Raw genomic sequence first — 23,697 nt, forward strand, 5'->3', positions numbered from 1 at the left:
AAATGTGCGGCAGCAACGAGTCATAGTCTGTTCCTGGAGCGGTTGAAAAGGGTGGTGCCCCGTTTGAGATAGTTTTTTACCTCTTCGGTAAGAAATTGCGGTGCGCAGCGCCAGCGCCAGTTTCCTTCGGCTATTCCCGGCCTGTTCATCCTGCAGTCGTTGCCAAATCCCAGAATATCCTGGAGCGGAAGGATGCAAAGTCCGGCAATAGATGATTGCGCAAGGTAGATCATGTCGTGGTGGATCGGTTTCTGGTCGTTGAGACCGCTGTTGACGAGATTTTTAATGAGGGTTCTCTGTTCATCGTTTACAGCGTCGCTTAAAAACCACCCCAGGGTGGTATCGTTGTCATGGGTTCCTGTATATACCACACAATTATCGGAGGTGAAGTTGTGCGGCAGAAAAGGGTTGTCCCGGTTGCCGTCAAAAGCAAACTGGAGAACTTTCATGCCGGGAAATTGCAGATCATCCCTGAGCCTGGTGACTTCCTCGGTGACTATTCCCAGGTCTTCGGCGACTATATTGAGCTTGCCGGCGCGTTTTTCCATTTCTTTGAAAAAAAATGCACCCGGTCCCTTGACCCATTTGCCGTTGATCGCGGTTTTTTCGTACTCCGGGATGGACCAGTAAGATTCAAACGCCCTGAAATGGTCTATGCGAACGAGGTCCATCTGCGAGAACGTGTGGCGCAGCCTTTTGCTCCACCATTCAAGGAGGCTTTCACGAATGTTTTTTTTCTTTGATGTCCAGTTGTAAAGAGGATTGCCCCACCGCTGGCCGGTTTTTGAAAAATAGTCGGGCGGGACCCCGGCAACTTCGGTTGGGATCTTCGAAGTTGCGTTTAACAGAAAAAGCACCTGGTTGGCCCAGACATCGGCGCTGTCGTAGCTGACATAAAAAGGGAGATCGCCGAAGAGGTGGATAGACAGGTCGGCGGCACGCTTCTTCAGGGCCTGCCACTGTTTGGCAAACAGATATTGCTCAAAAAGATAGTGATTGAACCGTATTCTGTTACGATCGCGCAGGTTGTCAAGGGCGGTTCGGTCGCGGTTTCTTATCTCACCGGGCCACTGGCTCCAGCTGCTGCCGGCAAACTGCTCCTTGGCTACCATGTAGAGGGCGTAATCATCCAGCCACGGATTACTTTCGCGAAACGGTTGAAAATCGTCGGGTTCTGCGAGAGCAAGCCTTGTCGTCGCTTCTTCAAGCAGTTTGTCTTTGAAGGCTTTAACCGCCTGGAAATCCACGAGGTACGGAGAAAAAGAAGAGGGTGGTTGCAGACTGTCCCTGTCTATCAGCCCGCTTTCAAAAAGTAATTCCAATGAGATGAAAAGCGGATTTCCGGCGAAGGCGGAACAGCTCATGTAAGGGGAATGGTCAAAGACCGCATCAGTGGCCACGATTGGTAGAAATTGCCAGAAGGATTGTTCCGATTCCTTCAAAAAAGAGAGAAAATCGTAGCTGGAGTATCCGATATCGCCGATCCCATACGGTGAGGGGAGGCTTGATATATGGGCAAGAATACCGCTTGAACGTTTTGAAATCATAGAATATTTAAATGGTCCTGGGGAAATGGCAAACAAATTGTTATGGTCGCCTTGAAAGTCAGCTTATTGTTGCTATATTATAGTGGTTACAGTGCAGAGGACAAGGAAAAGGCCGAGAATGGTTGAACGAATCGATAAAAATTTGCAATTTTGTTCGAAATGTTTTAATAGTACGAGCTTCTGCAATTACTACGTGCTTACGAGAACTTTCTCGTCAGCTTTTTTTTTGTCAAAAATTTAATTTTATCCCTGTGTTTCTTCAAGCTATCTGTGGTGAGCAGGCCTGATGGGCTATTGCACAGCAGAGAGTCCGTAAAATTCAATATGGAGTAGGTGTCTGGTGCTGCCTGAACTGAAAGAAAATCTGTTAAAAGCTGGAAAGGAAGAAGGCTGTATTAGCTTTGACGATCTCAATGAACTGTTACCTGAAGAGATTAAGGACCCTAACGAGATTGAATCGATCTTTAATTTTTTGGGCGCCCACTCTATCGAGATCGTTACTGTTGAAAAAGACGGCGAAAAAAGAACGCTCTCTGGGGAGGTTTGGGAAAAAAACGATTCTTCGCAAGATGATATTTCTTCTGCAAAGGAATCCGCAGTGGGGGAAGACGAGACCCATGAAGCGGAAGAAACCACCACCACCTACCTCAGGGAAATGGGAAGGTTTGATCTGCTGACTCCGGAAGAGGAGGCAAAATACAGCAAGACCATCCGCCAGGGGTTTGAAGCTATAATCAGCGCGATTCGTGAAGACACTTCCGGCGTCAGGGAGATTGTACTGCTCAGGGAGCGGATAGATCTCTGGGAAAAAAGAGACCCGACCCTGAAGCCAAAGAAGCAGCAGCTCAACTTCATGCGATACAATGTAATCAGCACCGCCAAGAAGTATCCTGACGTTCGTGAGCTTTTTGAGCTTCAGGCAAAACTTGAAGCGTACAGCCGCTCGATCGAAGTTGCCAAGGATACGATGATCAGGGCCAACCTCAGGCTGGTGGTGTCGATAGCCAAAAGATATATGCATCAGGGGTTGACCCTGGCTGATCTTATCCAGGAAGGCAACCTCGGGTTGATGCGGGCGGTTTTTCGTTTCGATTACACCAAGGGCAATAAATTCTCCACTTACGCGTCCTGGTGGATAAGACAGGCAATTACCAGGGCTATACTCGACAAGACCAGGACAATCAGGCTCCCGGTACATTTCCTTGAGCTCAGGAGTCAGTTTTTTAAAGCTTTTTATGCTCTTTTTAAAGAGTTGGGAAGAGAGCCGACCCCGCTGGAAATTTCCAAGGCCACGGCTCTTCCGATGGATAAAATTCTCTCTATCCTGGAGGCATCCAGGGAACCCATATCACTTGAGACTCCAGTCGGTGACGACGATTCCACCCTGGGGGATTTCCTTGAGAACCAGGAATCCCAATCACCCTACGATGCGGTGCAGACAAGGGAGTTGTCGGGGCGGGTAAATGATATTCTTGAAACGCTGAGTGAAAGAGAGGAAAAAATTATCCGGCTCAGATTTGGTATCGGTGAAAAAGCGGAATATACTCTTGAGGAAATAGGCAAGTTGTTCAATGTGTCAAGAGAACGGATCAGGCAGATAGAAAAAAAAGCATTGAATCGTCTGCGCCATTCTAGTCGAAGGGAAAAACTGAAATTTTTTATTGATTAAAATTTGCGAGGATACGGGATAGGGCCGGGTTAACAACCCGGCCTTTTTTTTACTGTGGAAAAAATAATAAAAGCAAGCGGATTAGGCGATATTCTTGAAAAAGTAGCAGGCGATGAGCGTTTGAGTTATGACGACGGCGTTAGACTCTACAACAGCGACAATATTATCGCCCTGGGTTATCTTGCCAATATCGTCAGAAACCGCAAGAACGGCGATAATACTTTTTTTATCTACAACCAGCACATCAACTACTCTAATATTTGTACCAATCTTTGTAAATTCTGCGCGTTCGGTAAAGAGCAGGGGGCGGACCTTGCCTATGAAATGAGTGTTGAGGAAGTAAAGGAAAAGGTTCGCCAGCGGCTGGATGAACCCATAACCGAGGTACATATGGTCGGCGGTATCCATCCGGAGTTGCCGTTTGAATATTATGTAGAACTTCTTCGCGGTATCAAGGAGATAAGGCCAGAAATCCACATCCAGGCGTTTACATGTGTCGAAATCGCCCATTTCGCCAACCTCTCGGGAAAATCTATTGAGGATACCCTTGGTATTCTCGGTGAAGCAGGGCTTGGATCAATGCCGGGGGGAGGGGCTGAGGTGTTCAGCCCGCGAATACGCGAGCTGACCTGTAGAGACAAACTTCCGGGAAAAGAGTGGCTTGAGGTCGCTAAAATAGCTCACCGCCAGGGGTTCAATACCAACGCAACGATGCTCTACGGTCATATCGAGACCGTGGAGGAGCGGATGGAACATCTGGTCGCCCTGCGCAGAGCCCAGGACGAAACCGGCGGGTTTTTAAGTTTTATTCCGCTGGCATTTCATCCCAAAAACACTGCGATGTCAGAACTTTCACGGACAACCGGGATAAACGATCTGAAAAATATTGCCGTTTCCCGTCTGATACTCGATAATTTCCCGCATATCAAAGCCTATTGGGTAATGATCGGGCCGAAGATGGCTCAGGTGGCGCTCTCTTTTGGCGCGGATGATATGGACGGTACGGTCAAGGAAGAGGTTATTACCCATATGGCGGGAGCCGATACCGACCAGGCCATCGGCAGTACCACTCTGGTACGGCTTATCAAGGAAGCGGGCCGCGTTCCGGTTGAGCGGGATACGCTCTACAATGTATTGAGGAAATATAACTGACAGTCAGGGGAATACGGGTGGATTTTGATAAAATTTACGGCAAGGTTGCGGCCGGTGAGCGGATAACCGACAAGGAGTACCTTGAGCTTGAAAAACAGGCGGACCTGCTTCAGCTCGGAATTCTGGCAGACGCAGTGCGGGTGAGAAAACACCCGGAAAAGACTGTGACCTATGTCATTGACCGGAACATCAACTACACCGATGTCTGTATCTCTGCGTGTCAATTTTGTGCTTTTTTCAAGTCACCGGAAGAGAGCGGCGGATATTTGCTGAGCTTTGACGAGCTAGCCGGCAAAATAGACGAGACCATTGAACTGGGAGGAACGCAGATTCTGCTTCAGGGCGGATTACATCCGGACAAATCCCTGGACTATTACGAGGAGATGGTTCGCTTCATCCGTTCAAAAAAAATAAATGTGCACGGTTTTTCCCCGCCTGAAATATGCCATTTTGCGACTATTTCCGGGTTGGATATAAAAACTGTAATCGGTCGACTTATTCAGGCCGGACTCAACTCGATACCCGGCGGGGGCGCTGAGATATTGTCGGACAGGGTGCGGCAGCAGATTGCCCCGCGGAAATGTTCTGCCGGTGAGTGGATAGAGGTGATGCGCGAGGCTCACAATCAGGGGTTGCGTACCACTGCGACCATGATGTTCGGTCACATCGAGACCGGAGATGAACGGCTTGAACATCTGCGACGGTTAAGAGAACTGCAGGATCAGACAGGTGGTTTTACCGCCTTTATTCCCTGGCCCTTTCAGCCCGACAACACGGTGCTCGACTCGGTCAGGAAGACATCGGGCCACGATTACTTGAAAGTGCTGTCACTTTCTCGTATATATCTTGATAATTTCGACAATATTCAAGCCTCGTGGGTTACTCAGGGCCCAAAAATTGCGCAGCTTTCGCTGTTTTTCGGGGCTAATGACTTCGGCAGTACCATGATCGAGGAGAATGTGGTCGCCGCAGCCGGTGTGAGTTTCAGGTTGTCCGAACAGGAGATTCGCCGGTTGGTATCAGACGCTGGATTCACTCCCGCCCAGCGGTATATGGACTACAGTCTTGTCAATCCCTGAGACCGGGAAAACTTCAGATGAGCCAAGCGATGCATGCGCTTTTCGCACCATGGGTGGTTCCTGTAGAACAGCCCGTCATTGACAATGGAGCTGTGGTCATCCGCCAGGGGGTGATCGTCGATGTCGGCAGCAGTGAATATATCCGCCAGCGTTTCCCAAATGCCGTCAGGGTGGAACTGGAAGGTGTTCTCATGCCAGGGCTTGTAAACGGGCATACCCACCTGGAACTTTCACATCTTGCAGGCGGCAGTGAGCTCCACGAGGGAGAGTTGTTTGTCGACTGGGTCGAATCCTTGATTGCCCGAAGAGGCCAGGAAAACAGTGAACAGGAGATTGCCAGTGCCAGTGACAGTGCGCTTGCCAAGCAATATCTTTCAGGTGTTGTGCTCCTTGGCGATATCGCCAACTCCCGCTATGACGGCAGTGAACAACCCGATGATTGCAGGGCGTATCCAACCGTGGTGCGGATGCTTGAATTTCTTGCTCCCACCAGACAGGCGTGCGATCTGGTCACCCAGGCAATAGATACTCTGCAGCAGGGTGTGGTCGCCACTGCACACGCTCCCTATTCGACATCTCCTCACATTATACAGGCGCTGAAAAAAAGAAGCCGCGAGCTGGGACACCCTTTCTCCATCCATGTTGCGGAATCCGGTGATGAAGTGGAGTTCATCCGGAAAAATCTGGGGCCTTTTAGAAATTTTCTCGAAAAAAGAAATAGTTGGGACGGCACACTTGATTTTGGTCCTTTACATAGCGACGGAACTGTAGAATACCTGAACAAACTCGGGGTACTGGATACGAAAACCCTGCTCGTCCATTGCATTCACGTTTCAGACCGGGAGCTGGAAATCATCGCGGACAGCGGGGCGAACATCTGCCTTTGTCCCGGCAGCAATGAGTTCTTGAAGGTTGGAAGAGCGCCGGTTGAAAAAATGGTGAACATGGATATATTGCCGGCCCTGGGCACGGACTCCCTTGCATCCAACACCAGCCTTGATATGTGGCGGGAGATGCAGCTGCTGGCTGTCAACAATTCCGGACTGTCGTGCGATACGATCCTTGCCATGGCTACCCGCGGCGGTGCACGGGCCCTGCAGCGCGGCAATGATTACGGTGCTCTTGGTCGCGGCAAGAGCGCGGACTTTATCCACGTAAATTCCAAGCATCTCAAAAAGTGTCGGACCAGGGAAGAGTTGATTGCGGGTCTGGTGCGAAAAGGCAGGCCTGGGTATATAAGGCATGTGGCGGATGAAATAGATAAATGGACCGGGCATGTGACACCAGTCAGGTGACATTGCCCGCTTTTTACCATGTAGTTATATTACGAGCACCCTCATAGTGCTAGAGGTTGACCTGTATGGAAAACTCACAATCGTTCAACGTTAAGATCGGGATGGTAAGCTATCTGAATACCGCACCGATCCATGAAAAATGGAAGGCAAGCGTAACCTGCGACAACTGGCAGCTCGTCGAAGCCTGCCCCGCTGATCTCAACAGGAAACTGGCCGCCGGCGAAGTCGATATGGGATTTGTGTCAAGTTTTGAATATGGAAAGCATCCCGACGACTACAAAATTCTTGCCGACCTCTCCATAAGTGCAAACGGTCCCGTGGGCTCTATTTTTCTGTTTTCACACGTACCCATCGAACAACTGGACAAGGCTCCCGTGCTGCTGACTGAAAAATCGGAAACGTCGGTACACCTGGTCAAGATCATCCTGGAGGAGTTCAGCAAGGTAAAACCGGTATACTCAAGCGGTGACGTAATGGCTGCCGATAAAAACGAATACCGGGCGGTACTGGCCATAGGCGACGAGGCTCTGAAGATGGCGGAATCGTCGAGCTACCTCTACGAGTTTGATCTTGGCGATATCTGGAAAAAAGAAACCGGGCTGCCGTTCGTCTTTGCTGTTTGTGCGGTGAGGGAGGGGTTCTGTAAAGAGCATCCCGAAGCGCTTGCGAAAATTCACAAGGAGTTGTTGCGGTGTCGTGACGAGGGCAAGGCCGACCTGGATACTATCTGCACGTTGTGTGCCTCGCGGATTCCGATGGCTAAGAAAAAGTGTCACCAATATCTCGAAGGTATTGAGTATGATCTCTCCGGCCCCAAAAGGCGGGCGCTTGAAACGTTTTTCAAGATCCTCATCAAGAGGGGGGACATCAGCCCAAACAGTCTGCCATTGAAAATATATGTCGACTTAAACGATTGCGACTGAGCGGGTTCTTGCTATGGATAAAGCAAAAAGACCAAAGATACTCATAGGCGTCACAGGTGCTACGGGGATGCTCTTTCTCTCTGGATTTCTTGAGTGTTTAAAAGATATCGACGTGACCGTGCATGGGATCTGTTCGGACTCCGGGGCTGATGTACTGAAGATGGAACTTGGCATCGGTTACCAGCAGCTGCCGGTGTTTTCCAAATGGTTCGACGTTAGAGATGTCGGGGCGTCTCCCGCTTCCGGGTCGGCCGACTATAAGTCGATGGTTGTTTTGCCCTGTACCATGGGCTCTCTTGCGGCAATCGCCTCGGGATTGACGATAAACCTGATACACCGAGCGGCGGATGTGATGCTCAAAGAGCGCCGGACCCTGGTGCTAGCGGTCCGCGAAACGCCGCTGAACCGCACCCACCTGCAGAATATGCTCACGGTGCACGATGCGGGGGCGGTGATTTGTCCCCCGATGCCGAGCTTTTACCTGAAACCGAAGAGTCTTGAGGAGGCCGCCAGGACGTATGCATGGCGCCTTGCCGATCAGCTGGGCATTGAGATTAAAGAGAGAAAACGATGGGAAAACGGGTAAGCATGGTGTCTGTGGAAAAGTTGTATAGAAAAATTCAGATCTTTCTGGAGATGATCCAGTTTAAATTGACCGTTTTTGCCCTGCCGTTCGCCTTTACCGGTGCTTTTCTCGGAGCCAGGTCGGTGCCGGACGCAATTACCGCCTTATGGGTTGTACTGGCGATGGTTGGCGCCAGGACTTGCGCCATGGGGTTTAACCGGATCGTCGACTGGAAATTCGACAAGGACAATCCCCGGACTGCAACAAGAGCCATTCCTGCCGGAGATATTAAACTGGGTGAAGCCTGGGGTATGGTGGTCGGTGCCGGACTACTGTTCTTTTTTGCATGTTACCAGCTCAACCAGCTGGCCCTGATGCTGTCTCCGTTCGCCCTGGGCCTGACCCTTGTCTATTCTGTGACCAAACGGTTCACCTCTTTGTGCCATCTGGTACTGGGAGCAGCGCTTGCTTTTTCGCCGCTTGGGGGATGGGTTGCGGTTACCGGTAGCTTTGCCGGATATCCGGTACCGCTGTCTCTGGGGGTTATTTTTTGGGTCGCCGGGTTTGACACCATCTATGCATGTCTTGATGCTGATTTCGACAAACGGGCAGGGCTTTATTCCTTGCCATCAAAGCTGGGAAAGAAGAGGGCGTTTCGGCTGGCAGGCGGGTTTCATCTCCTTGCTTTTTTGTTTTTCACCTATACCGGGGTCCAGGCAGGACTCAATATCTATTACTATCTCGGTATCGTATTGACCGCCGGCGCTCTTTTTTATCAGCATATGCTGGTCAGGCCCGAAGATCTGTCGCGAATACACGCATCTTTTTTTTCGATGAACGGCCTCATCAGTATTACGCTGTTTTTTGCCACCTGGCTGTCGCTGGCCACGTTATAGAACAATGCGCATCCTGCTGCTAGCTGCCGTCGCAATCACTGTTTTGCTACCTCAACCCGGGGGATGTGGTGATAAAGCACGGAGGATAACCGAGTCTTTTGCCTCTGTCTATCCCGAGGGCGAACTGATTGAAACGCTTGCCGCCGTGGGCTATTCAGGCGCAGAAAAGATTGTTTGGGATTTGTCGTGGAGCGGAGGGATAAAACTTGGCGAAATACATGTTGAGACCGTGGCCTTGAAACAGGATGGCTGTTATGAAATCAGGGCGTTTATTACTACGGAAAGAGGTGCGATCCACTATATCTATCCGGTAAGCGATCGTCACGTCACCAGGGTAAGGGGTGAAAAAAAACTCCCATTTTATTATGAAGTCTGGCAAAAGGAAGGATACAGATACCAAGCCCACCGGATATTTGAATACGATCAAGAAAATAATCGCATCTGTTATACCAAAAACGGCAGGCTGGAAGGGGAGTATGAGCTGAAAGGAGAGGTGAATAACGAATTTTCATCGTTTTTTAACAGCAGACTTATGAGATTGAAGGTGGGGCGGCCGTTTACCGTGCCGACTTTCGCCGACAAGAAAAGGGTCGAGGTTGCGGTGCATCCCCTTAAACAGGAGATCCTGGAGGATACTATCCTGGGTCCGGTACAAACCGTGGTGGTACTGCCGGTCATGACGTTTCGGGGGCTTTATGATAAAACAGGGGATACTGTTATCTGGTACACCGACGACGAATGCCGGGTGCCTGTGCAGATACGTTCGAAAATTGCCATAGGCTCCCTGACCGCAAGACTATCCGCATATGAGAACGGAGCCTGCACCAGATACTTCAGGGTAGGTAACAATTTAATACAAAACGACAGCAACAACGTAATTGATGGAGGAAAATAGAATGACTACCCCGGTTACTTACACAGAGTTTCCAGCACTAAAACTTGTTCATCGCGGCAAAGTGCGCGATATGTACGAAGTTCCAGGCCATGACGACAAGCTGCTCATGGTCGCTTCCGACAGGATCTCGGCCTATGACGTGGTGATGGACACTCCCATTCCCGGCAAGGGGGCTGTCCTGACAAAATTGTCGCTGTTCTGGTTCAAGCTGCTCGAAGGGATTGTCGAGAATCACCTGATCAGTGCCGATGTTGCGGAATATCCCGAGATATGCCATCAGTATAAAGAAGATCTGCAGGGAAGGTCGATGCTTGTCAAGAAAACCAAGCCGCTGCCAGTGGAATGTATTGTCAGGGGCTATATCTCCGGATCTTTCTGGAGCGCTTACCAGAAGAGCAATGTCGTCTGTGGGTTTGAGCTTCCCCAAGGACTGCAGGAGTCCGACAAGTTCCCCGAACCGATTTTCACCCCGTCCACCAAGGCCGAGCTCGGGAATCACGACGAGAATATCTCAATTGAAAAAATGGAAGAAATCGTCGGCAGTGAAAAAGCAAGACAGATCAGCGAAATAAGTGTCGCTCTCTATAAAAAAGCGGCCGATTATGCAAGGGAAAAGGGCATTATCATCGCCGATACCAAGTTTGAACTGGGAGAACTCGATGGTCGTCTTATCCTGATTGATGAAGTGCTTACCCCTGATTCGTCAAGGTTCTGGCCGGAAGACGAATATAAGCCGGGGCGATCCCAGTCCAGTTTTGATAAGCAGTTTTTGCGGGATTACCTGTCAAGCCTTGACTGGGACAAGAACCCTCCGGCCCCCAAGCTTCCTGAAGAGATTATCAGTAAAACCAAGAAAAGATATGAGGAAGCAGTCGACCGGATCTGCTCGTAACCGATTCGTATAGCGGGCGTGGTGTAGAACCAAGCAGTCAGCGCTTTGCCTGAAAAGCCATTTTCTCTGGTCGTTGTGATCGGCGATAATGGCTTTTTTAGTTACAGGCCGGGTCGTTGCCTGGTCCTTTTACTGAAATGGAGTTGCCGGTTATGGCGTTGAAAAAAATGTTGCTGGTGGTAATCCTGCTTGTCTTTGCGGCTGGCGTACTTGCAAGCAGAGAGTTCGCCACCATCGCCTCGGGTATTGCGATATTTTTGGTCGGGATGTTTTCCATGGAAGACGGCTTCAGGTTGTTTACCGGCGGGGTGCTGTCAAAAATTTTGCGAAAAACCACCGACACCGTGTTCAAGGCAATTGTGAGCGGCTTTACTGCTACCGCTTTTGTCCAGAGTTCATCGCTTGTAACCGTCATTACAATATCTTTTCTTTCCGCTGAACTTATAGCTCTCTCCCATGCGGTGGGCATAATTTTCGGGGCCAATATCGGGACCACGGCGACTGCCTGGATTGTCGCGGCGTTTGGCATGAAGATAAAAATCGCGGAATTTGCCCTGCCGATGATAATTTTCGGGGTACTGTTCAGTTTTTTTTCGGCAAAAACGTACAAGGGAGTTGGTAATATCCTGCTCGGCCTGGGGTTCATATTCCTCGGGATCTCATTTATGAAGGAAGGGTTTGAGACCCTGCAGAGCTATTTGGATCTTTCCCGGTTTGTTGTTGAAGGTTACCTTGGAATTGCGGTTTATATCCTGCTGGGTATTGTTGCCACCGTAATTATTCAATCGTCAAGCGCCACCATGGCGCTTATCATTACGGCGGTGGCAACGGGGCAGATCAACTATATCAACTCTCTGTCGCTTGCCATCGGTGCAAACCTCGGGACTACGGTAACCGCAATCATCGGCGCCGTTACCTCCAACGCCAATGGAAAAAGGCTGGCAGTGGCCCATGTAATATTCAATGTGGCAACCGCACTGTTCGCCGTTGTCTTCATCAACCAGCTCGCTTTTCTGGTTGATTTCATCAGTGTCAAAACCGGTATTGGCGATCAGGACGCGGCAATCAAGCTGTCGCTGTTTCATTCTATTTTCAATATCGCCGGGGTTGTGCTAGTTACACCGTTTATCGGCAGGCTGGTTACTTTTCTCAAGACTCTTTTCGTGGCCGAAAAAGAGCGGCGGAAAAAAACAAGATACCTAGATGACGAGGTCGTCAAAACCGCGGGACCTGCCATTGCAGCTCTTTACAGGGAGACGGAGTCCCTGCTTGAAAGCGTCCTAGAGGTTATCGTGCAGGCACTTCGTCTGCACCGGCACCAGGTCTTTTCCGTTTTGCGGATGGATGAGGTCGTGAAAACGATCAGGGGTGAAGGTGTTGATGTCGATCTTCTGTACCGGCAGGATATAAAATTTCTGTACAGCGATATTCTGCGGTATTGCGCCATGGCGGAAAGCAATATGGAGAAGCCGCTGCGGGAAAAAGTTTACAGGATCAAGCTTGCGTCACGGGAGCTGATCGAAGCGATTAAGGATATCAGGGAACTGCAGAAAAATATTGTCTATTACATGGGCAGGAACAATAAATATATCAAGAACGAGTACAATTTCCTGCGGCGCAACCTGGCTGAGCTTATCCGGACCATAACAAATTTTCAGAAAAACGGAGACGGCCAGGGCGGGGTGGCAACCCTTGAGGCAGCCCGTGAACGCAACGCACGCCTTGATATGGTCTCGGCCAGAAGGCTCAGTGCTCTGCTGCGTGAAGGCAAAATAGATGACAACATGGCCTCGTCACTCATGAACGACGGCGCTTATGCCTCGCGCATAGCCATGAACCTTATCCGGGCAGCGGATATACTCCGGGGGGAGGGGCGGCTCGCCCTGGACCAGCATCATTCCCCATTAAAGCTGCAACCGCCCCATCACACCCCGTTGACGCAGTAATCGAGAAGCGGTTCCAGAACCGGATCCCTGAACTGATATCCGGCTTCGGTCAGACGAGAAGGAACGGCACGGCAGCTGCTCAAGAGCATTTCGTCGGCCATCTGGCCGAACACAGCTCTTGCCGCAAATGCCGGCATCTTGAGCAAGGTCGGGACGCCAAGGGATTTGCCCAGAAGCTTGGTCAGTTCGCGGTTGGTGGTGTGGTTGGGCGATACCACGTTGACAGGGCCGGACAAATTCTCTTGAGTAACGATAAAGTCTATGATTTCAACGACATCGCGTATTGAAATCCACGGGACGATCTGCCTGCCGGTGCCGATCACCCCGCCAAGCCCCAATTTAAATGGGGGGATCATCTTGTGCAGCGCGCCTCCCTGGGGACTGAGGATCATGCCGAACCGAAGATTCACCGTACGCACTCCCATCCGGGAAAGACGTGCGGTCTGCTGTTCCCACTGGCAGCACACATCCGCCAGAAAACCTTCGCCGGGACTACTCTTTTCGTCCATCCGTTCTTCGCCGCGATTGCCGTAGATACCGACTGCCGATGCACACAGAAAGACTTTGGGTTTTTGTTCAAGGGTTGCAATGTAATCGACCAGGGCTCGGGTACCCTCAACGCGGCTGTCGAGAATTCTTTTCTTTTTTTGACTGCTCCAGCGGCCGGATGCGACGTTTTCTCCGGCAAGGTGAACCACCGAATCGCACATGTTTTCCCCGGCAACGGGAAGTTTGGCGGTATCCCAGAACTGTTCAGCCCGGGAGTCCGAACTTCTTTTCAGACAGTGGAGTGAATAGCCTTTGGCAAAGAGCTCTTCCACAACAGCGCTGCCGACAAGACCGGAACAGCCGGTTATCAATGTCTTCATATCTATAATTCTCCACAATTCTTTTTTGCTGAAGCACCACTTGTAACCGGTGGTTTGGCAACCGTTTTGTACCCGTCGGCCAGGTGCATCAGCGCAAGTATGGGATGTCTGGTAATCATCCTGGGGCCTGAGTAGCGCATCACCTCTTTGACTTTTTTTCTTTTTTCAGGCTGGTAGCAATGGATGGTGCAGTTGCCGCAGGTTGGTTTGTTGCGGCCAAACGGGCAACGAGCAAGGCGTTTTTCAGCATATTCGAGAAGGTCTTGACACTCTCTGCACAGCGGTTCTTCGCCGGTTTTGTGGTGATTGCGGCAATAGATCTTCAGCATGCTGTCAATTGTCTTGAGCTCGCGCTTGAGCCTGGGCGAGGGTTTATTTGCCATATTGGGCACCCTGGTGAATGCTTTTTGGGAAAATTAATTATCTCACATGACCGACAATCGGCTGGCGATGATATCGGAGACCTCGTCCTGGGTCAGGTTTGATGATTCCACGGCGATATCGGCATAGTGGTTGTACAGTTTCTCCCGCTCCTCAAAAAGCTCCTGAAAAGATTGCCCGGGCCGTCTGGCCACCCCGCGGGTCTCGTAGTTGGTTATACGCGATCTGAGGGCTTCAAGGCTCGCCTGGAGGTATACGGTGATTCCGTCTTTTTTCAGGTGCACCATCGCCGGGTCGCTGTAGGCAGCGCTGCCTCCGGTTGCTATGACATGCCCCTTGCATGAAACCGACAGCAGCACTTCCTCCTCGATCTGCCTGAGCGCCAGATGTCCCCGGTCATCTATTATCTCCTGGAGCGTCTTTTTCTCCCGATTCTGGATGAGGATATCGGTGTCGAGAAAACGCTTTGCCAGAAGTTTTGCAAGCGTTACGCCCACCGTACTTTTCCCGGAGCCGGGCATTCCTATAAGAATTATGTTCGATTTTTTCATTGGCTGATAGTTGATATGGTGATCGGTTTTTCTTGATAAAAGATAAACAAAAAGAAACCCGTGGCAATGATCAATCGCCAGACGATCAGGAATTTACTGTTTGCCGATCACATCTTTGGGCAATTTGCCCGCTGATATACTGCACCGCAACCAGGGATATCAGGCTCAGCAGTGATGCTGAAAGAAATACCAGTCTGTAGTCCAAAAGCCACAGCAACCCACCTAGGGCCGGGAGAAATACAGCTGCGACATGGTTGATGGTAAACCCTACGGCCATGGATGGAGCGATATCTTCCGGTTCCGCAATTTTCTGAAAAAATGTTTTAATTGCAATGGAAAAATTAAACAATAGGTGATCGATGATATATAACACCGCCGCCGCCAGCGGATGGGTGACGAAGGCGTAACCGCAGAACACAAGCAGCAACCCCGCATATTCCACACTTAAAATCTTCTGTTCGCCAAAACTGTTTACCCAGCGTCCTATCCGGGGTGCAAGAAAGTAGTTGATGACGTTGTTCAGCAGAAAAAGGAGCGCGATTTCCTGGATGGAAAAGTCAAATTTCTTCACCATAAGGAAAACCGCAAAAGCGACGAAAATCTGTCTCCTTGCCCCGGCGAGAAAAGTGAGCAGGTAAAAGAGCCAGTATTTCTTTTTCACAATCATTTTCTTTTTCTGGACGGGGATCTGCGTAGAGCTTGGGTCGATAAAAGATACCAGTAACACCGCCAACACCATCAACGATCCAAAAAAGATATACAAAAAGTCGTAGCTTAAATATGGACCACCCGCGATGAAGAATAACCCGATCCCTACGTTTAAGGCGGAAGTCCGACTTCGCAGGCGACCGAAAACCAGCGGAGCCTGTGCTGCGGAGAAATACTGCAGGGTGAGGGACTGGTTGGCGGTCTCAAAATAGTGAAAACCGGTGCTCATTAGCAGAGTGGTGAACAGCAGTCCGCCAAAGTTTGGGAAAAATCCGGTTATACCTATACCGATTCCCATGATCATCACCGACAGCAGGGCGAACTTGTGTTCCCTGATGAACAGCAGGAAATAGACGAACAAAAGTGCAAGCAGGCCGGGCAGCTCACGGACGGACTGGATAATACCGATATGATAACCGTCAAGGTTTGCGACATGTACACCGAAATTATCAAACAGAGTCCGCCACGCATGCAGCCCACCCGTCGCGCAGAGTGAAAGGACCAGCAGGTAAAGATATATCGGCCTGGATGTGATACTTGAAGTCATTGGCGTAAAGGTAAGAAGTTGCGTGGTAATGAGTGTTTTTTTGCTGGATTGAGCCAGGTATGAAACAAGAGAATAGTCGTGCCAGTGCTCCGTATTATACACCGATGTCAATATGAACCGACCAGATGGGGAAATAATCCCTCGAAATCTTTATACCAAAGCTGTAACATTTCCTGAGGTTAATGGGAAAGGAAACTTTTTTTTAAAAACAAGAGGTAGTACTATGGAAATTTTTTCAAAAATTGCAGATTGGTTTATTGCGACGCACATCCATGAGCAGATTATGGAGGTCGATTTTACCGGGCTGTTCACTAATCCCTGGTTTATGGTGCCATTTGTCACGCTTGTTATTTACATGCTGTATAAACAGCGCTGGAAAGACATGATCATAATAGGGCTCTGTATCGGAGTATGGTACGTTTCCGGCACGCCCTACATGAACAGCCTGATCAGAAACGGAGAGATCCAGATTGATAAGATCCTTCCGGTAGTGTTTGGCGGCGCCGCAGTTCTGGGGCTTATTATATACCTTCTTTTTGGTCGTTCGGATTGAGCGGGAATTAATGATTATTAAAAATGGTGGATTTGTAATAACTGAAGAAAATCAGTGTCCTCTGTATCACGCTGGGGAAGAGTTTGAAGTCAAAGAGGGGGCTTTGAATCTGCCGGTTGGCAAACCCACCTGTCTTGTCTTGACCAGAGACGTGCTGGAGATCCTCACTCAGGAAGATGACACCGGGACACCTTCCAGGCCTGGGAGTGATAAAACCAAATTCGAGTGCGGCGGCTGCAGGGGGCTTATCAGGTTTGAGCTGAAAAAGGAGCGAAGATACGCCACGCTGCAGATGAAACTGCTGGCGGCGGCTGACAGACACCAGAAAACCGTCGAAGCCAGCCCGTACAGTACGATGCTGCGAAAAGTGAGCATGTTTGCCACCCTTTCCGATGAAGAGCTTATCGACCTGGCGATACTGCTCGATTTCAAGGAATTTCAGCAGAACGTCGAAATCGTGCGCAAGGGGGAACCGGGCAACAGGCTCTTTGTCGTCCTTTCGGGCAAAGCCGAAGTGGTAGACGAAAAAGGTGTATCCCTTGCAGAACTCCACCAGGGTGATGTGTTCGGCGAGATGAGTCTGCTGTCCGGGGAGCGGGTCAGCTCGACCGTCGTTGCTCTTGAAAAATGCCGGATAGCTGTTATGAGCCAGAAAAATTTCAGGCATATCCTGCGCAGATTTTCCACCCTCCAGGTGTTTCTCTACAAACTCCTGATCGGCAGGATCGAAAAGATCAACAAGTTGCGGGCGGAGGAAATCTCTTCCGATCTCGTGGGACAGTTGTCCGATATCTCGACGGTTGAGCTCTGCCAGATGATAAACGTCAACCAGAAAACCGGAAAAATCCTGATCAATCATAACCACCAGATCGGCCGCCTGCTGTTTAACGAAGGGGAAGTTGTCCATGCCGAAATCGGAGGATTGACAGGAGTCGAGGCTTTTTATCGTCTCATTGCCATTGATAGAGGCCGATTCAGGTATGTCCAGGGATTGAACGATCAGGAAAAAAATCTCGATATCCTGGGCGGATTCATGGGAATGATCATGGAAGGCATGAAGAGAATTGACGATGGAGAGTATGAATAGCTCCGGCCGGGTTGACACCGGTCGGCTCCGGGGGAGCGGACCGGTTTGTTGCTTTGTTTTGATTTTGCTGATTGACGGAGAAGTCAAAGTGATTACTGAGTTTAGCTAATTACGGGCAACAATTGTCGAAAACGTCTATGAGCAGAATAAAGTACAAAAAAGAAGTGCTGCGGTTGCTGCAGGAAGATGATCTTGACATAGTCCTGCGAAAAATAGCTGATTATCCGCCAAAATCATTACTGAACCCTCTCTTTAGCGCCTTGTGTCACCCGGGGGAAAAGATACGCTACCATGCAGTCAGTTGCCTGGGAAGAACAGTCTGTGCCATTGCTGCAGAAGACATGGAACAGGCAAGGGTCGTCATGCGGCGTTTTCTCTGGAGTCTCAATGATGAGTCCGGGGGGATCGGCTGGGGATGTACCGAGGCGATGGCGGAGATCATGTGCTGCCATAAGGGGATTATGGAGGAGTATGTCCACATGCTTATCTCCTATATGAGAGAAGATGGTGATGAGCTTTTCCAGGATGGTAATTATCTGGAATTGCCAATGCTTCAGTGCGGATTGTTGTGGGGAATCGCCAGGTTGTGCAGCAGCTATCGGCAACAAATGGTTGACCGCGGTGTTGAACGCGATCTTGCCAATTATCTCGACTCCAGGGATCATACCGTTTCAGGGCTTGCCCTTTTGGCCCTGGTGCGCCTTGGCGCCAAGCTAGGACCTGGGAGACTGAAAAAATTCCTCTGCTCTCCCGTTGAGCTGTCCGTCTACGATGACGGTACCTTTACCACTGTCACCGTAAGCGGGCTGGCACGGCAGCTCCTGACCATTGGCGCAGAGCCATAAGAGCAGAGCATAACCCGGGCTGCCCCGTGGAGATGACTTTAAGGATGGAGTTACAATACCCCGTCCGGCATTGGCGGTACCCTGGTTGCACCCAATGAGAATCCGCCATCCATCCTGATCACCGCCCCGGTAAGGTAGGAGGCGCGAACAGCGAGAAAATAAACGGCATCGGCAACTTCTTCGGGGCGTCCGGTCCTGGCCAGGAGAATTTGGCCGGTCAGCTCTTTTTTATCGTCATCGCTCAGCAACGACCACCCCCTGGTGCCTTCTCCATGTCGCCCCCTGATCAGGCCGAGACAAAGTTCGTTTACCCGGACCAGCGGAGCCGTTTCGCGGGCCCACGTCTCGGTCAGGCTACTGATTGCCCTGTTGGCGGCACTGTATCCGTCGTTGAACAAAAGGGCTCCTGGGCCGGAACGGCCGGTCACCCCGGCAACTGACGAAATGTTGACCACTGAACAGCCATGACATTTCTGCATCAGATCTAAACAGTGATGAAAAAGCAACCACTTAGCTTTCAGGCTGGTGGCAAACTCGAGATCCCACTGGTCCCTGTTGTGTGCAAGGTCATAGCCTCCGTGGACAATCGGCATGCCTCCGCGCTCGATGTTATTGATCAGGTAGTGGAGCTTGCCCGACCTGGCGGCCACCGTCTGCACCAGTTTTTTCACCTCGGATGTCTTTCTGAGATCGGTCTGGACCAGTTCAAACGAAAAGCGGTTCTCAGTAAATTCCTCCCGAAGTTCGGTAACTGATTCAGGCCAGTCGAAAACAGGAAGAAAAAGGTGTGCGCCCTGTCGGGCGAAACATTTGGCGATGGCACGGCCGACGGGACGTGAAGCTCCGGGGATAAGTGCTGTTTTTCCTTCGAGTTCCATGATAAAGAATACCAATAAGATGCGGAATAGGTTCTATTGTAAGGTTGAGACGATAGAGTAATGCACCAATGGTTCAATCTTATTGGAACAGACCGGTATTGCCAAGTGAATTCGGGCAAAACCGTCAACGGTCTGCAAAATGTTGAGATACGGTTTTGTCCGGGAAGTTTTTCTGCAGGCAACATGGTAAGATACTGGTACGGACGGTGGTGATGGAACCGGAGCTTTTTCATTTTTAAAGGCAGTCAAAAGAGCAGTTCGAATTTAACAAACATTCAGCATTAGGCTGCGAAAGCTGCGGAGAAAAAATAACATGTCAATTGACCTGCATATTCATTCTACCATGTCGGATGGAACGATGACTCCAACCGAGATAGTTCGGCTCGCCGCCAGCAGGGGCCTTAAGGCGATCGCACTTACCGATCACGATACGGCCGACGGGGTGGAAGAGGCAATGAACACGGGAGAAAAATGTGGTGTCGAGGTGATCTCTGGTATAGAGCTCAGCGTGAAATACAAGCAGCAGAATATTCATCTTCTCGGCTATTTTTTCGACCATACCGACCAGGTGTTCCTTGAAGCCTTGACCCGGCTGCAGCAGGGAAGAGTCGAGAGAAACAAAAAAATAGTGAAAAAATTAAACGATCTCGGCATCAGCGTCGATCTGGAAGAACTCATATCGACTGCGGGAAACGGGCAGATGGGACGTCCGCATATTGCCCGCCATCTGATCCAGAAAGGTTATGTGGCAACTATGGAGCAGGCTTTTACCGAGTTGCTCGGCCAACACGGACGCGCCTATGTGTCCCGTTTCATCTACCAGTTTCCCGAAGCCTCCGGATTTATAAAAAACGCCGGTGGGCTGACCGTGCTCGCCCATCCCTACAATCTGGTTCAGCAACATGTTGAAGTAAACCGATTGTTGCAGGAACTTGCCGACCTGGGTCTGGACGGAATCGAGGTATACTATCCCAGTCATCCGCGAAAATTTAAAAAGGAATTACGCAAGATCGCCGCACAGAGATCGCTCTTTGTAACGGGAGGCAGCGACTATCACGGCGATATTCGTCCCGGGACCGGCCTGGCCGGCGGAAGAAATATCACTGTTCCGGACAGTGTCTTGGAAGCGATGAAAAATCAGCTAGATGGAATGAACGTCTAATGTAGTTGCTTAACGCAAGGGGAGAAAATGTATTCAATTCTCGTAGTTGATGATGAGCCGAATTACCTGGTCGTTTTATCGGAGCTATTGAAGGACGAGGGGTTTGAGGTTTTTACGGCGCCCGGCGGCATAGAGGGTCTGAAGATCATGGACGACGTTGACCTCGATGTTGTTATAACGGATATGCAGATGCCGGAAATGGATGGTGTCCAGTTCCTGAAGAGGGCTAAAGGCAAGTTCGCCGACCTGCCGGTAATTGTCATCACCGCTTTTGCCGAAGTGGACAAAGCGGTGGAGGCGATGAAGGCGGGCGCATACAATTATCTGGCCAAACCTTTTTCCAACGATGAGCTGATCATAACTCTTAACAAGGCGGCTAACCACTATTCTCTCATCCGGGAAAACACCCGGTTGCGAAGCGAGATAAAAGGCAAAACCGGCTTTAGCGGAATGGTCGGCAAAAACCCAAAAATGCTCGAGGTTTACCAACTCATAGAGAAGGTTTCACCGACCCATGCGTCGGTGCTGATCACCGGGGAGAGCGGTACCGGAAAAGAGCTGGTCGCCAAGGCCATACACATGAACAGCCCCCGGGAATCTGAGTCTTTTATTGCTGTGAATTGTGCCGCTTTGTCGGAAAATCTCCTTGAAAGTGAACTTTTCGGACATGAGAAGGGCGCGTTTACCGGTGCAGTGGCGATGCGTAAAGGGCGGTTTGAACTGGCGGACAGGGGCACCATCTTTCTCGATGAAGTCGGCGAGATTCCATTGTCGCTGCAGTCGAAACTACTCAGGGTCCTGCAGGAGAAAACCTTTGAGCGCGTCGGCGGCGGTAAGACCATCGAAGTCGATGTACGCATAATCAGCGCCTCGAACAAGGACTTGCGTGAAGAAGTCGCCTCCGGACGGTTCCGCGAAGACCTGTTCTATCGTCTCAATGTCATTCCCGTTATCCTGCCGGCGCTGCGCGAGAGGATGGATGACATGCACCTCTTGGCTGATTTTTTTGTCGCAAAATACCAAGGGGAGCTGGGAAAACCTGATCTCACTATTTCCCAGGACGCTTTGAAACTGCTCATGAAACTGCCCTGGGAGGGGAATATCAGGGAATTGGAGAACACGATCGAGCGAGCGGCGATACTCTGTTCCAACAATGTAATAGAGGCGGAAGATGTGCAGCCGGACGACCTGCACAGCGATCAGAACTCGTTTCTTGACCAGAGCCTGGACCTGATGGGTGTAATACCCGAGGGTACTGGCCTTAACGACGTGCTCTACGCCGTTGAGAGAAAAATGTTGCTGCAGGCCCTTGACGATACCGACTATGTGCAGGCCAGAGCCGCGGAAAAGCTTGGCATCACGAAGAGCTTGCTGCAATACAAGATGAAAAAATACCGCATCAAGAAGAAAAAACAGTAGCTGGCCACCCAGAGGTGATTATTCAGTTCTCGGAAATCCCTTTTTTCCAGACCTTACTGTTTTGGTGCGGATACGCCCCAGTGCAGTTTGTTTCTGAGGATTGTAAAGTAATCCCTGGCGGAGGATACCACCAGTTGCAGTCCATGGGTTGCAGTAACGATCTCCAGTTCGTCCCCGTCTTTCATCTCCCACAGCGCCTGGCCGTCGATTATGACCTGGCCATGTTCGGTGTAATTGTCGGAATCGAAGCGGGTCACTATCTGTCTGTCGGCCGGCAACAGTATCGGTCTGCTGCTCAGCATGAAGGGGCAGATGGGGGTGACGGTGATGGTGGCAAGGCCCGGGTAGACGAGAGGACCGCCTGCGGAGAGATTGTAGGCGGTTGAGCCGGTGGGCGAGGAAAAAATAAGCCCGTCGGCTTTATAGGTGGTTATGTATTCCTCGTCTATCCTGGTGGAGAGATGGAGAATCCGGTCGAGCACGTGTTTGGAGATGACAATGTCGTTGAGGGCATACCTGGAGGAGGACCGGTTGCCCTGGGAGAGCAGGCTGCACTTGAGCATCAGCCGGTTTTCGATGGTGACACTGGTGTTGAGAATTTTCTGAAGAGCGGCAAAGGTCTCATCTTCTCTTAGTTCGGTAAGGAAACCGAGGTTGCCAAGGTTGATCCCCAGCACTGGTATGGCGTATCTTGCGGCTTTTTCCGCAATGTGCAACAGGGTGCCGTCCCCGCCAAGCACGATGATCATATCCTGCCCTGCTTCGATATGGTTCAGGTCTGAGGAAATGTTTCGCTGCTTAAGCCATTGGGAAACGCGTGCTGCGTGTTTGTCTGATCTTTCGTCGTCGAGTTTGGTGATGATCGCCACCCTCTTCAACGAAAGAAGCTTTTTTACCCTGAAAGATTGAACTGTGGAACTCATTGAGCTTCGCCCAGTTGCTTGGATCGGTTTACCGCGGACTCTACTATGTCCATGATAATGCCGTGAAAACCTACTTTTTCCAGAACGTGCAGAGCTGTTATCGCGGTCCCTCCCGGTGAGGTTACCATACCTCTCAGGGCTGCCGGGTGTTCTCCGCTTTCCCGCAGGAGTTTTACCGATCCGGAAACGGTCTGCAGGGCAAGTTTTTCCGAGACGGCTCTTGTCAGTCCTGATTTAACGCCGGCATCAATCAGCGCTTCGACAAAAGAAAAGACGTAGGCGGGGCCGGATCCGCTCAGGCCGGTGACAGCGTCCAGGTGGGTCTCGTCGAGAATTACCACTTCGCCAACCGCCATGAATATTTCTTCGGCTTCGTGCAGCTCGCTGTCACTTACATTCCTGTTCCGCGACAGGGCTGAAGCGCCTTCGAGAACAAGGGCCGGGGTGTTCGGCATGACTCGGACCACTTTGGTTTCGGGCTTGCCGAGGGTGTCGATATAGAAAGATATGGGCAGACCGGCGGCTATGCTTATCAGAATGTGCTGAATCTGGACCCGCTCTCTGCACTCTTCAAGCAGGGTCTTCATGGTTTGCGGTTTCACGGCGAGAATGATATTTTTGCAGTTCTCAAAGATCGGGAGATTGCTGTAATAGGCTTTTACAGCGTAGTTACTCTCAAGATGATCTCTTCTGAAGCTGTTTGGTTCGGCGACCAGAATATTTTCTTCCTTGTAGAGACCCGATGCTATAATTCCCTTGATGAGGGCTTCGGCCATCTGGCCCCCGCCGATAAAACCAATTTTCTGACTCATGTTGTTCCTGACTCTTTGAATGAATAAAAACCACTTTTACTATGCAATCATAATCGGTTTCAGGTAAATATCAAATTCGTGACATTAATACAACACAAGAAAA

The 23,697-nt window shown here is 50.4% G+C and carries 23 protein-coding genes; 15 read left to right on the plus strand and 8 right to left on the minus strand.

Going from position 1 to position 23,697, the window contains the following annotated elements:
- Nucleotides 1–20 precede the first annotated feature (20 nt).
- Nucleotides 21–1,547, minus strand: a complete 1,527-nt coding sequence (malQ, locus tag BLQ17_RS07885) for a 4-alpha-glucanotransferase (protein WP_092221592.1) — start codon at nt 1,545–1,547, stop codon at nt 21–23.
- Nucleotides 1,548–1,887: 340 nt separating this feature from the next.
- On the opposite strand from malQ, the gene BLQ17_RS07890 reads away from it, so the two are divergent.
- The 10 genes from BLQ17_RS07890 to BLQ17_RS07935 all read left to right on the plus strand — a co-directional run bounded on the left by BLQ17_RS07890 (nt 1,888) and on the right by BLQ17_RS07935 (nt 12,859).
- Complete coding sequence (locus tag BLQ17_RS07890; RefSeq protein WP_092221593.1) at nt 1,888–3,216, plus strand: sigma-70 family RNA polymerase sigma factor; 1,329 nt, start codon at nt 1,888–1,890, stop codon at nt 3,214–3,216.
- 54 nt (nt 3,217–3,270) lie between these two features.
- Nucleotides 3,271–4,368, plus strand: a complete 1,098-nt coding sequence (gene mqnE, locus BLQ17_RS07895) for an aminofutalosine synthase MqnE (RefSeq protein ID WP_092221594.1) — start codon at nt 3,271–3,273, stop codon at nt 4,366–4,368.
- 17 nt (nt 4,369–4,385) lie between these two features.
- Nucleotides 4,386–5,447, plus strand: a complete 1,062-nt coding sequence (gene mqnC / locus BLQ17_RS07900) for a cyclic dehypoxanthinyl futalosine synthase (protein ID WP_092221596.1) — start codon at nt 4,386–4,388, stop codon at nt 5,445–5,447.
- Nucleotides 5,448–5,464: 17 nt separating this feature from the next.
- Nucleotides 5,465–6,742, plus strand: a complete 1,278-nt coding sequence (locus BLQ17_RS07905) for an amidohydrolase family protein (RefSeq protein WP_092221598.1) — start codon at nt 5,465–5,467, stop codon at nt 6,740–6,742.
- Between the two features lie 65 nt (nt 6,743–6,807).
- Nucleotides 6,808–7,665: a menaquinone biosynthetic enzyme MqnA/MqnD family protein gene (locus BLQ17_RS07910; RefSeq protein WP_092221599.1), complete on the plus strand. Its 858-nt coding sequence runs from the start codon at nt 6,808–6,810 to the stop codon at nt 7,663–7,665.
- Nucleotides 7,666–7,678: 13 nt separating this feature from the next.
- Nucleotides 7,679–8,251, plus strand: a complete 573-nt coding sequence (locus BLQ17_RS07915) for a UbiX family flavin prenyltransferase (protein WP_092221601.1) — start codon at nt 7,679–7,681, stop codon at nt 8,249–8,251.
- Entirely contained in the window at nt 8,236–9,126 is an 891-nt protein-coding gene (locus BLQ17_RS07920; protein WP_245695044.1) for a UbiA-like polyprenyltransferase, read from the plus strand. The genes BLQ17_RS07915 and BLQ17_RS07920 overlap by 16 nt, the downstream gene beginning before the upstream one ends.
- A 43-nt stretch (nt 9,127–9,169) precedes the next feature.
- Complete coding sequence (locus tag BLQ17_RS07925; protein WP_176761139.1) at nt 9,170–10,021, plus strand: DUF3108 domain-containing protein; 852 nt, start codon at nt 9,170–9,172, stop codon at nt 10,019–10,021.
- Between the two features lies 1 nt (nt 10,022).
- The gene (locus BLQ17_RS07930; RefSeq protein WP_092221605.1) at nt 10,023–10,913 is read left to right on the plus strand and encodes a phosphoribosylaminoimidazolesuccinocarboxamide synthase; all 891 of its coding nucleotides are present in this window, start codon (nt 10,023–10,025) and stop codon (nt 10,911–10,913) included.
- A gap of 152 nt (nt 10,914–11,065) precedes the next feature.
- Nucleotides 11,066–12,859 (plus strand): Na/Pi cotransporter family protein, encoded by a 1,794-nt coding sequence (locus BLQ17_RS07935; RefSeq protein WP_092221608.1) that lies wholly within the window; start codon nt 11,066–11,068, stop codon nt 12,857–12,859.
- Here BLQ17_RS07935 and BLQ17_RS07940 read toward each other — a convergent pair.
- The 4 genes from BLQ17_RS07940 to BLQ17_RS07955 all read right to left on the minus strand — a co-directional run bounded on the left by BLQ17_RS07940 (nt 12,838) and on the right by BLQ17_RS07955 (nt 15,915).
- A complete protein-coding gene (locus tag BLQ17_RS07940; protein WP_218121737.1) occupies nt 12,838–13,728 on the minus strand; it encodes a TIGR01777 family oxidoreductase in 891 nt (296 codons plus the stop codon). The two genes, BLQ17_RS07935 and BLQ17_RS07940, sit on opposite strands and share 22 nt — an antisense overlap.
- A gap of 2 nt (nt 13,729–13,730) precedes the next feature.
- A complete protein-coding gene (locus tag BLQ17_RS07945) occupies nt 13,731–14,111 on the minus strand; it encodes a nitrous oxide-stimulated promoter family protein (RefSeq protein WP_092221610.1) in 381 nt (126 codons plus the stop codon).
- Nucleotides 14,112–14,153: 42 nt separating this feature from the next.
- Nucleotides 14,154–14,660 (minus strand): shikimate kinase, encoded by a 507-nt coding sequence (locus tag BLQ17_RS07950; RefSeq protein ID WP_092221612.1) that lies wholly within the window; start codon nt 14,658–14,660, stop codon nt 14,154–14,156.
- Nucleotides 14,661–14,745: 85 nt separating this feature from the next.
- Nucleotides 14,746–15,915, minus strand: a complete 1,170-nt coding sequence (locus BLQ17_RS07955) for an MFS transporter (RefSeq protein ID WP_092221614.1) — start codon at nt 15,913–15,915, stop codon at nt 14,746–14,748.
- Nucleotides 15,916–16,138: 223 nt separating this feature from the next.
- Between BLQ17_RS07955 and BLQ17_RS07960 the strand changes: the two genes are divergently transcribed.
- The 3 genes from BLQ17_RS07960 (at nt 16,139) to BLQ17_RS07970 (ending at nt 18,400) form a co-directional block, all read left to right on the plus strand.
- Complete coding sequence (locus BLQ17_RS07960) at nt 16,139–16,468, plus strand: hypothetical protein (RefSeq protein ID WP_092221616.1); 330 nt, start codon at nt 16,139–16,141, stop codon at nt 16,466–16,468.
- Between the two features lie 10 nt (nt 16,469–16,478).
- Nucleotides 16,479–17,555 carry a cyclic nucleotide-binding domain-containing protein gene (locus tag BLQ17_RS07965; protein WP_092221618.1) on the plus strand — a complete coding sequence of 359 codons (1,077 nt, stop codon included), beginning with the start codon at nt 16,479–16,481 and terminating at the stop codon, nt 17,553–17,555.
- Between the two features lie 137 nt (nt 17,556–17,692).
- Nucleotides 17,693–18,400 (plus strand): DVU0298 family protein, encoded by a 708-nt coding sequence (locus tag BLQ17_RS07970; protein ID WP_092221620.1) that lies wholly within the window; start codon nt 17,693–17,695, stop codon nt 18,398–18,400.
- 50 nt (nt 18,401–18,450) lie between these two features.
- On the opposite strand, the gene BLQ17_RS07975 is transcribed toward BLQ17_RS07970, so the two are convergent.
- Nucleotides 18,451–19,278: an SDR family NAD(P)-dependent oxidoreductase gene (locus BLQ17_RS07975; protein WP_092221622.1), complete on the minus strand. Its 828-nt coding sequence runs from the start codon at nt 19,276–19,278 to the stop codon at nt 18,451–18,453.
- 313 nt (nt 19,279–19,591) lie between these two features.
- Between BLQ17_RS07975 and BLQ17_RS07980 the strand changes: the two genes are divergently transcribed.
- Entirely contained in the window at nt 19,592–20,440 is an 849-nt protein-coding gene (locus BLQ17_RS07980) for a PHP domain-containing protein (protein ID WP_092221624.1), read from the plus strand.
- 27 nt (nt 20,441–20,467) lie between these two features.
- Nucleotides 20,468–21,859, plus strand: coding sequence for a sigma-54-dependent transcriptional regulator (locus BLQ17_RS07985; protein WP_092221626.1), 1,392 nt, complete (start codon nt 20,468–20,470; stop codon nt 21,857–21,859).
- 53 nt (nt 21,860–21,912) lie between these two features.
- Here the strand turns inward: BLQ17_RS07985 and BLQ17_RS07990 are convergent, their stop codons facing one another.
- Together BLQ17_RS07990 and proC are read right to left on the minus strand one after the other, a co-directional pair.
- Nucleotides 21,913–22,782, minus strand: coding sequence for an NAD(+)/NADH kinase (locus BLQ17_RS07990; protein WP_092221628.1), 870 nt, complete (start codon nt 22,780–22,782; stop codon nt 21,913–21,915).
- Nucleotides 22,779–23,594, minus strand: coding sequence for a pyrroline-5-carboxylate reductase (proC, locus tag BLQ17_RS07995; protein ID WP_092221630.1), 816 nt, complete (start codon nt 23,592–23,594; stop codon nt 22,779–22,781). The genes BLQ17_RS07990 and proC overlap by 4 nt, the downstream gene beginning before the upstream one ends.
- Between the last annotated feature and the right edge of the window lie 103 nt (nt 23,595–23,697).

This window comes from Desulforhopalus singaporensis (assembly GCF_900104445.1).
GTDB lineage: Bacteria > Desulfobacterota > Desulfobulbia > Desulfobulbales > Desulfocapsaceae > Desulforhopalus_A > Desulforhopalus_A singaporensis.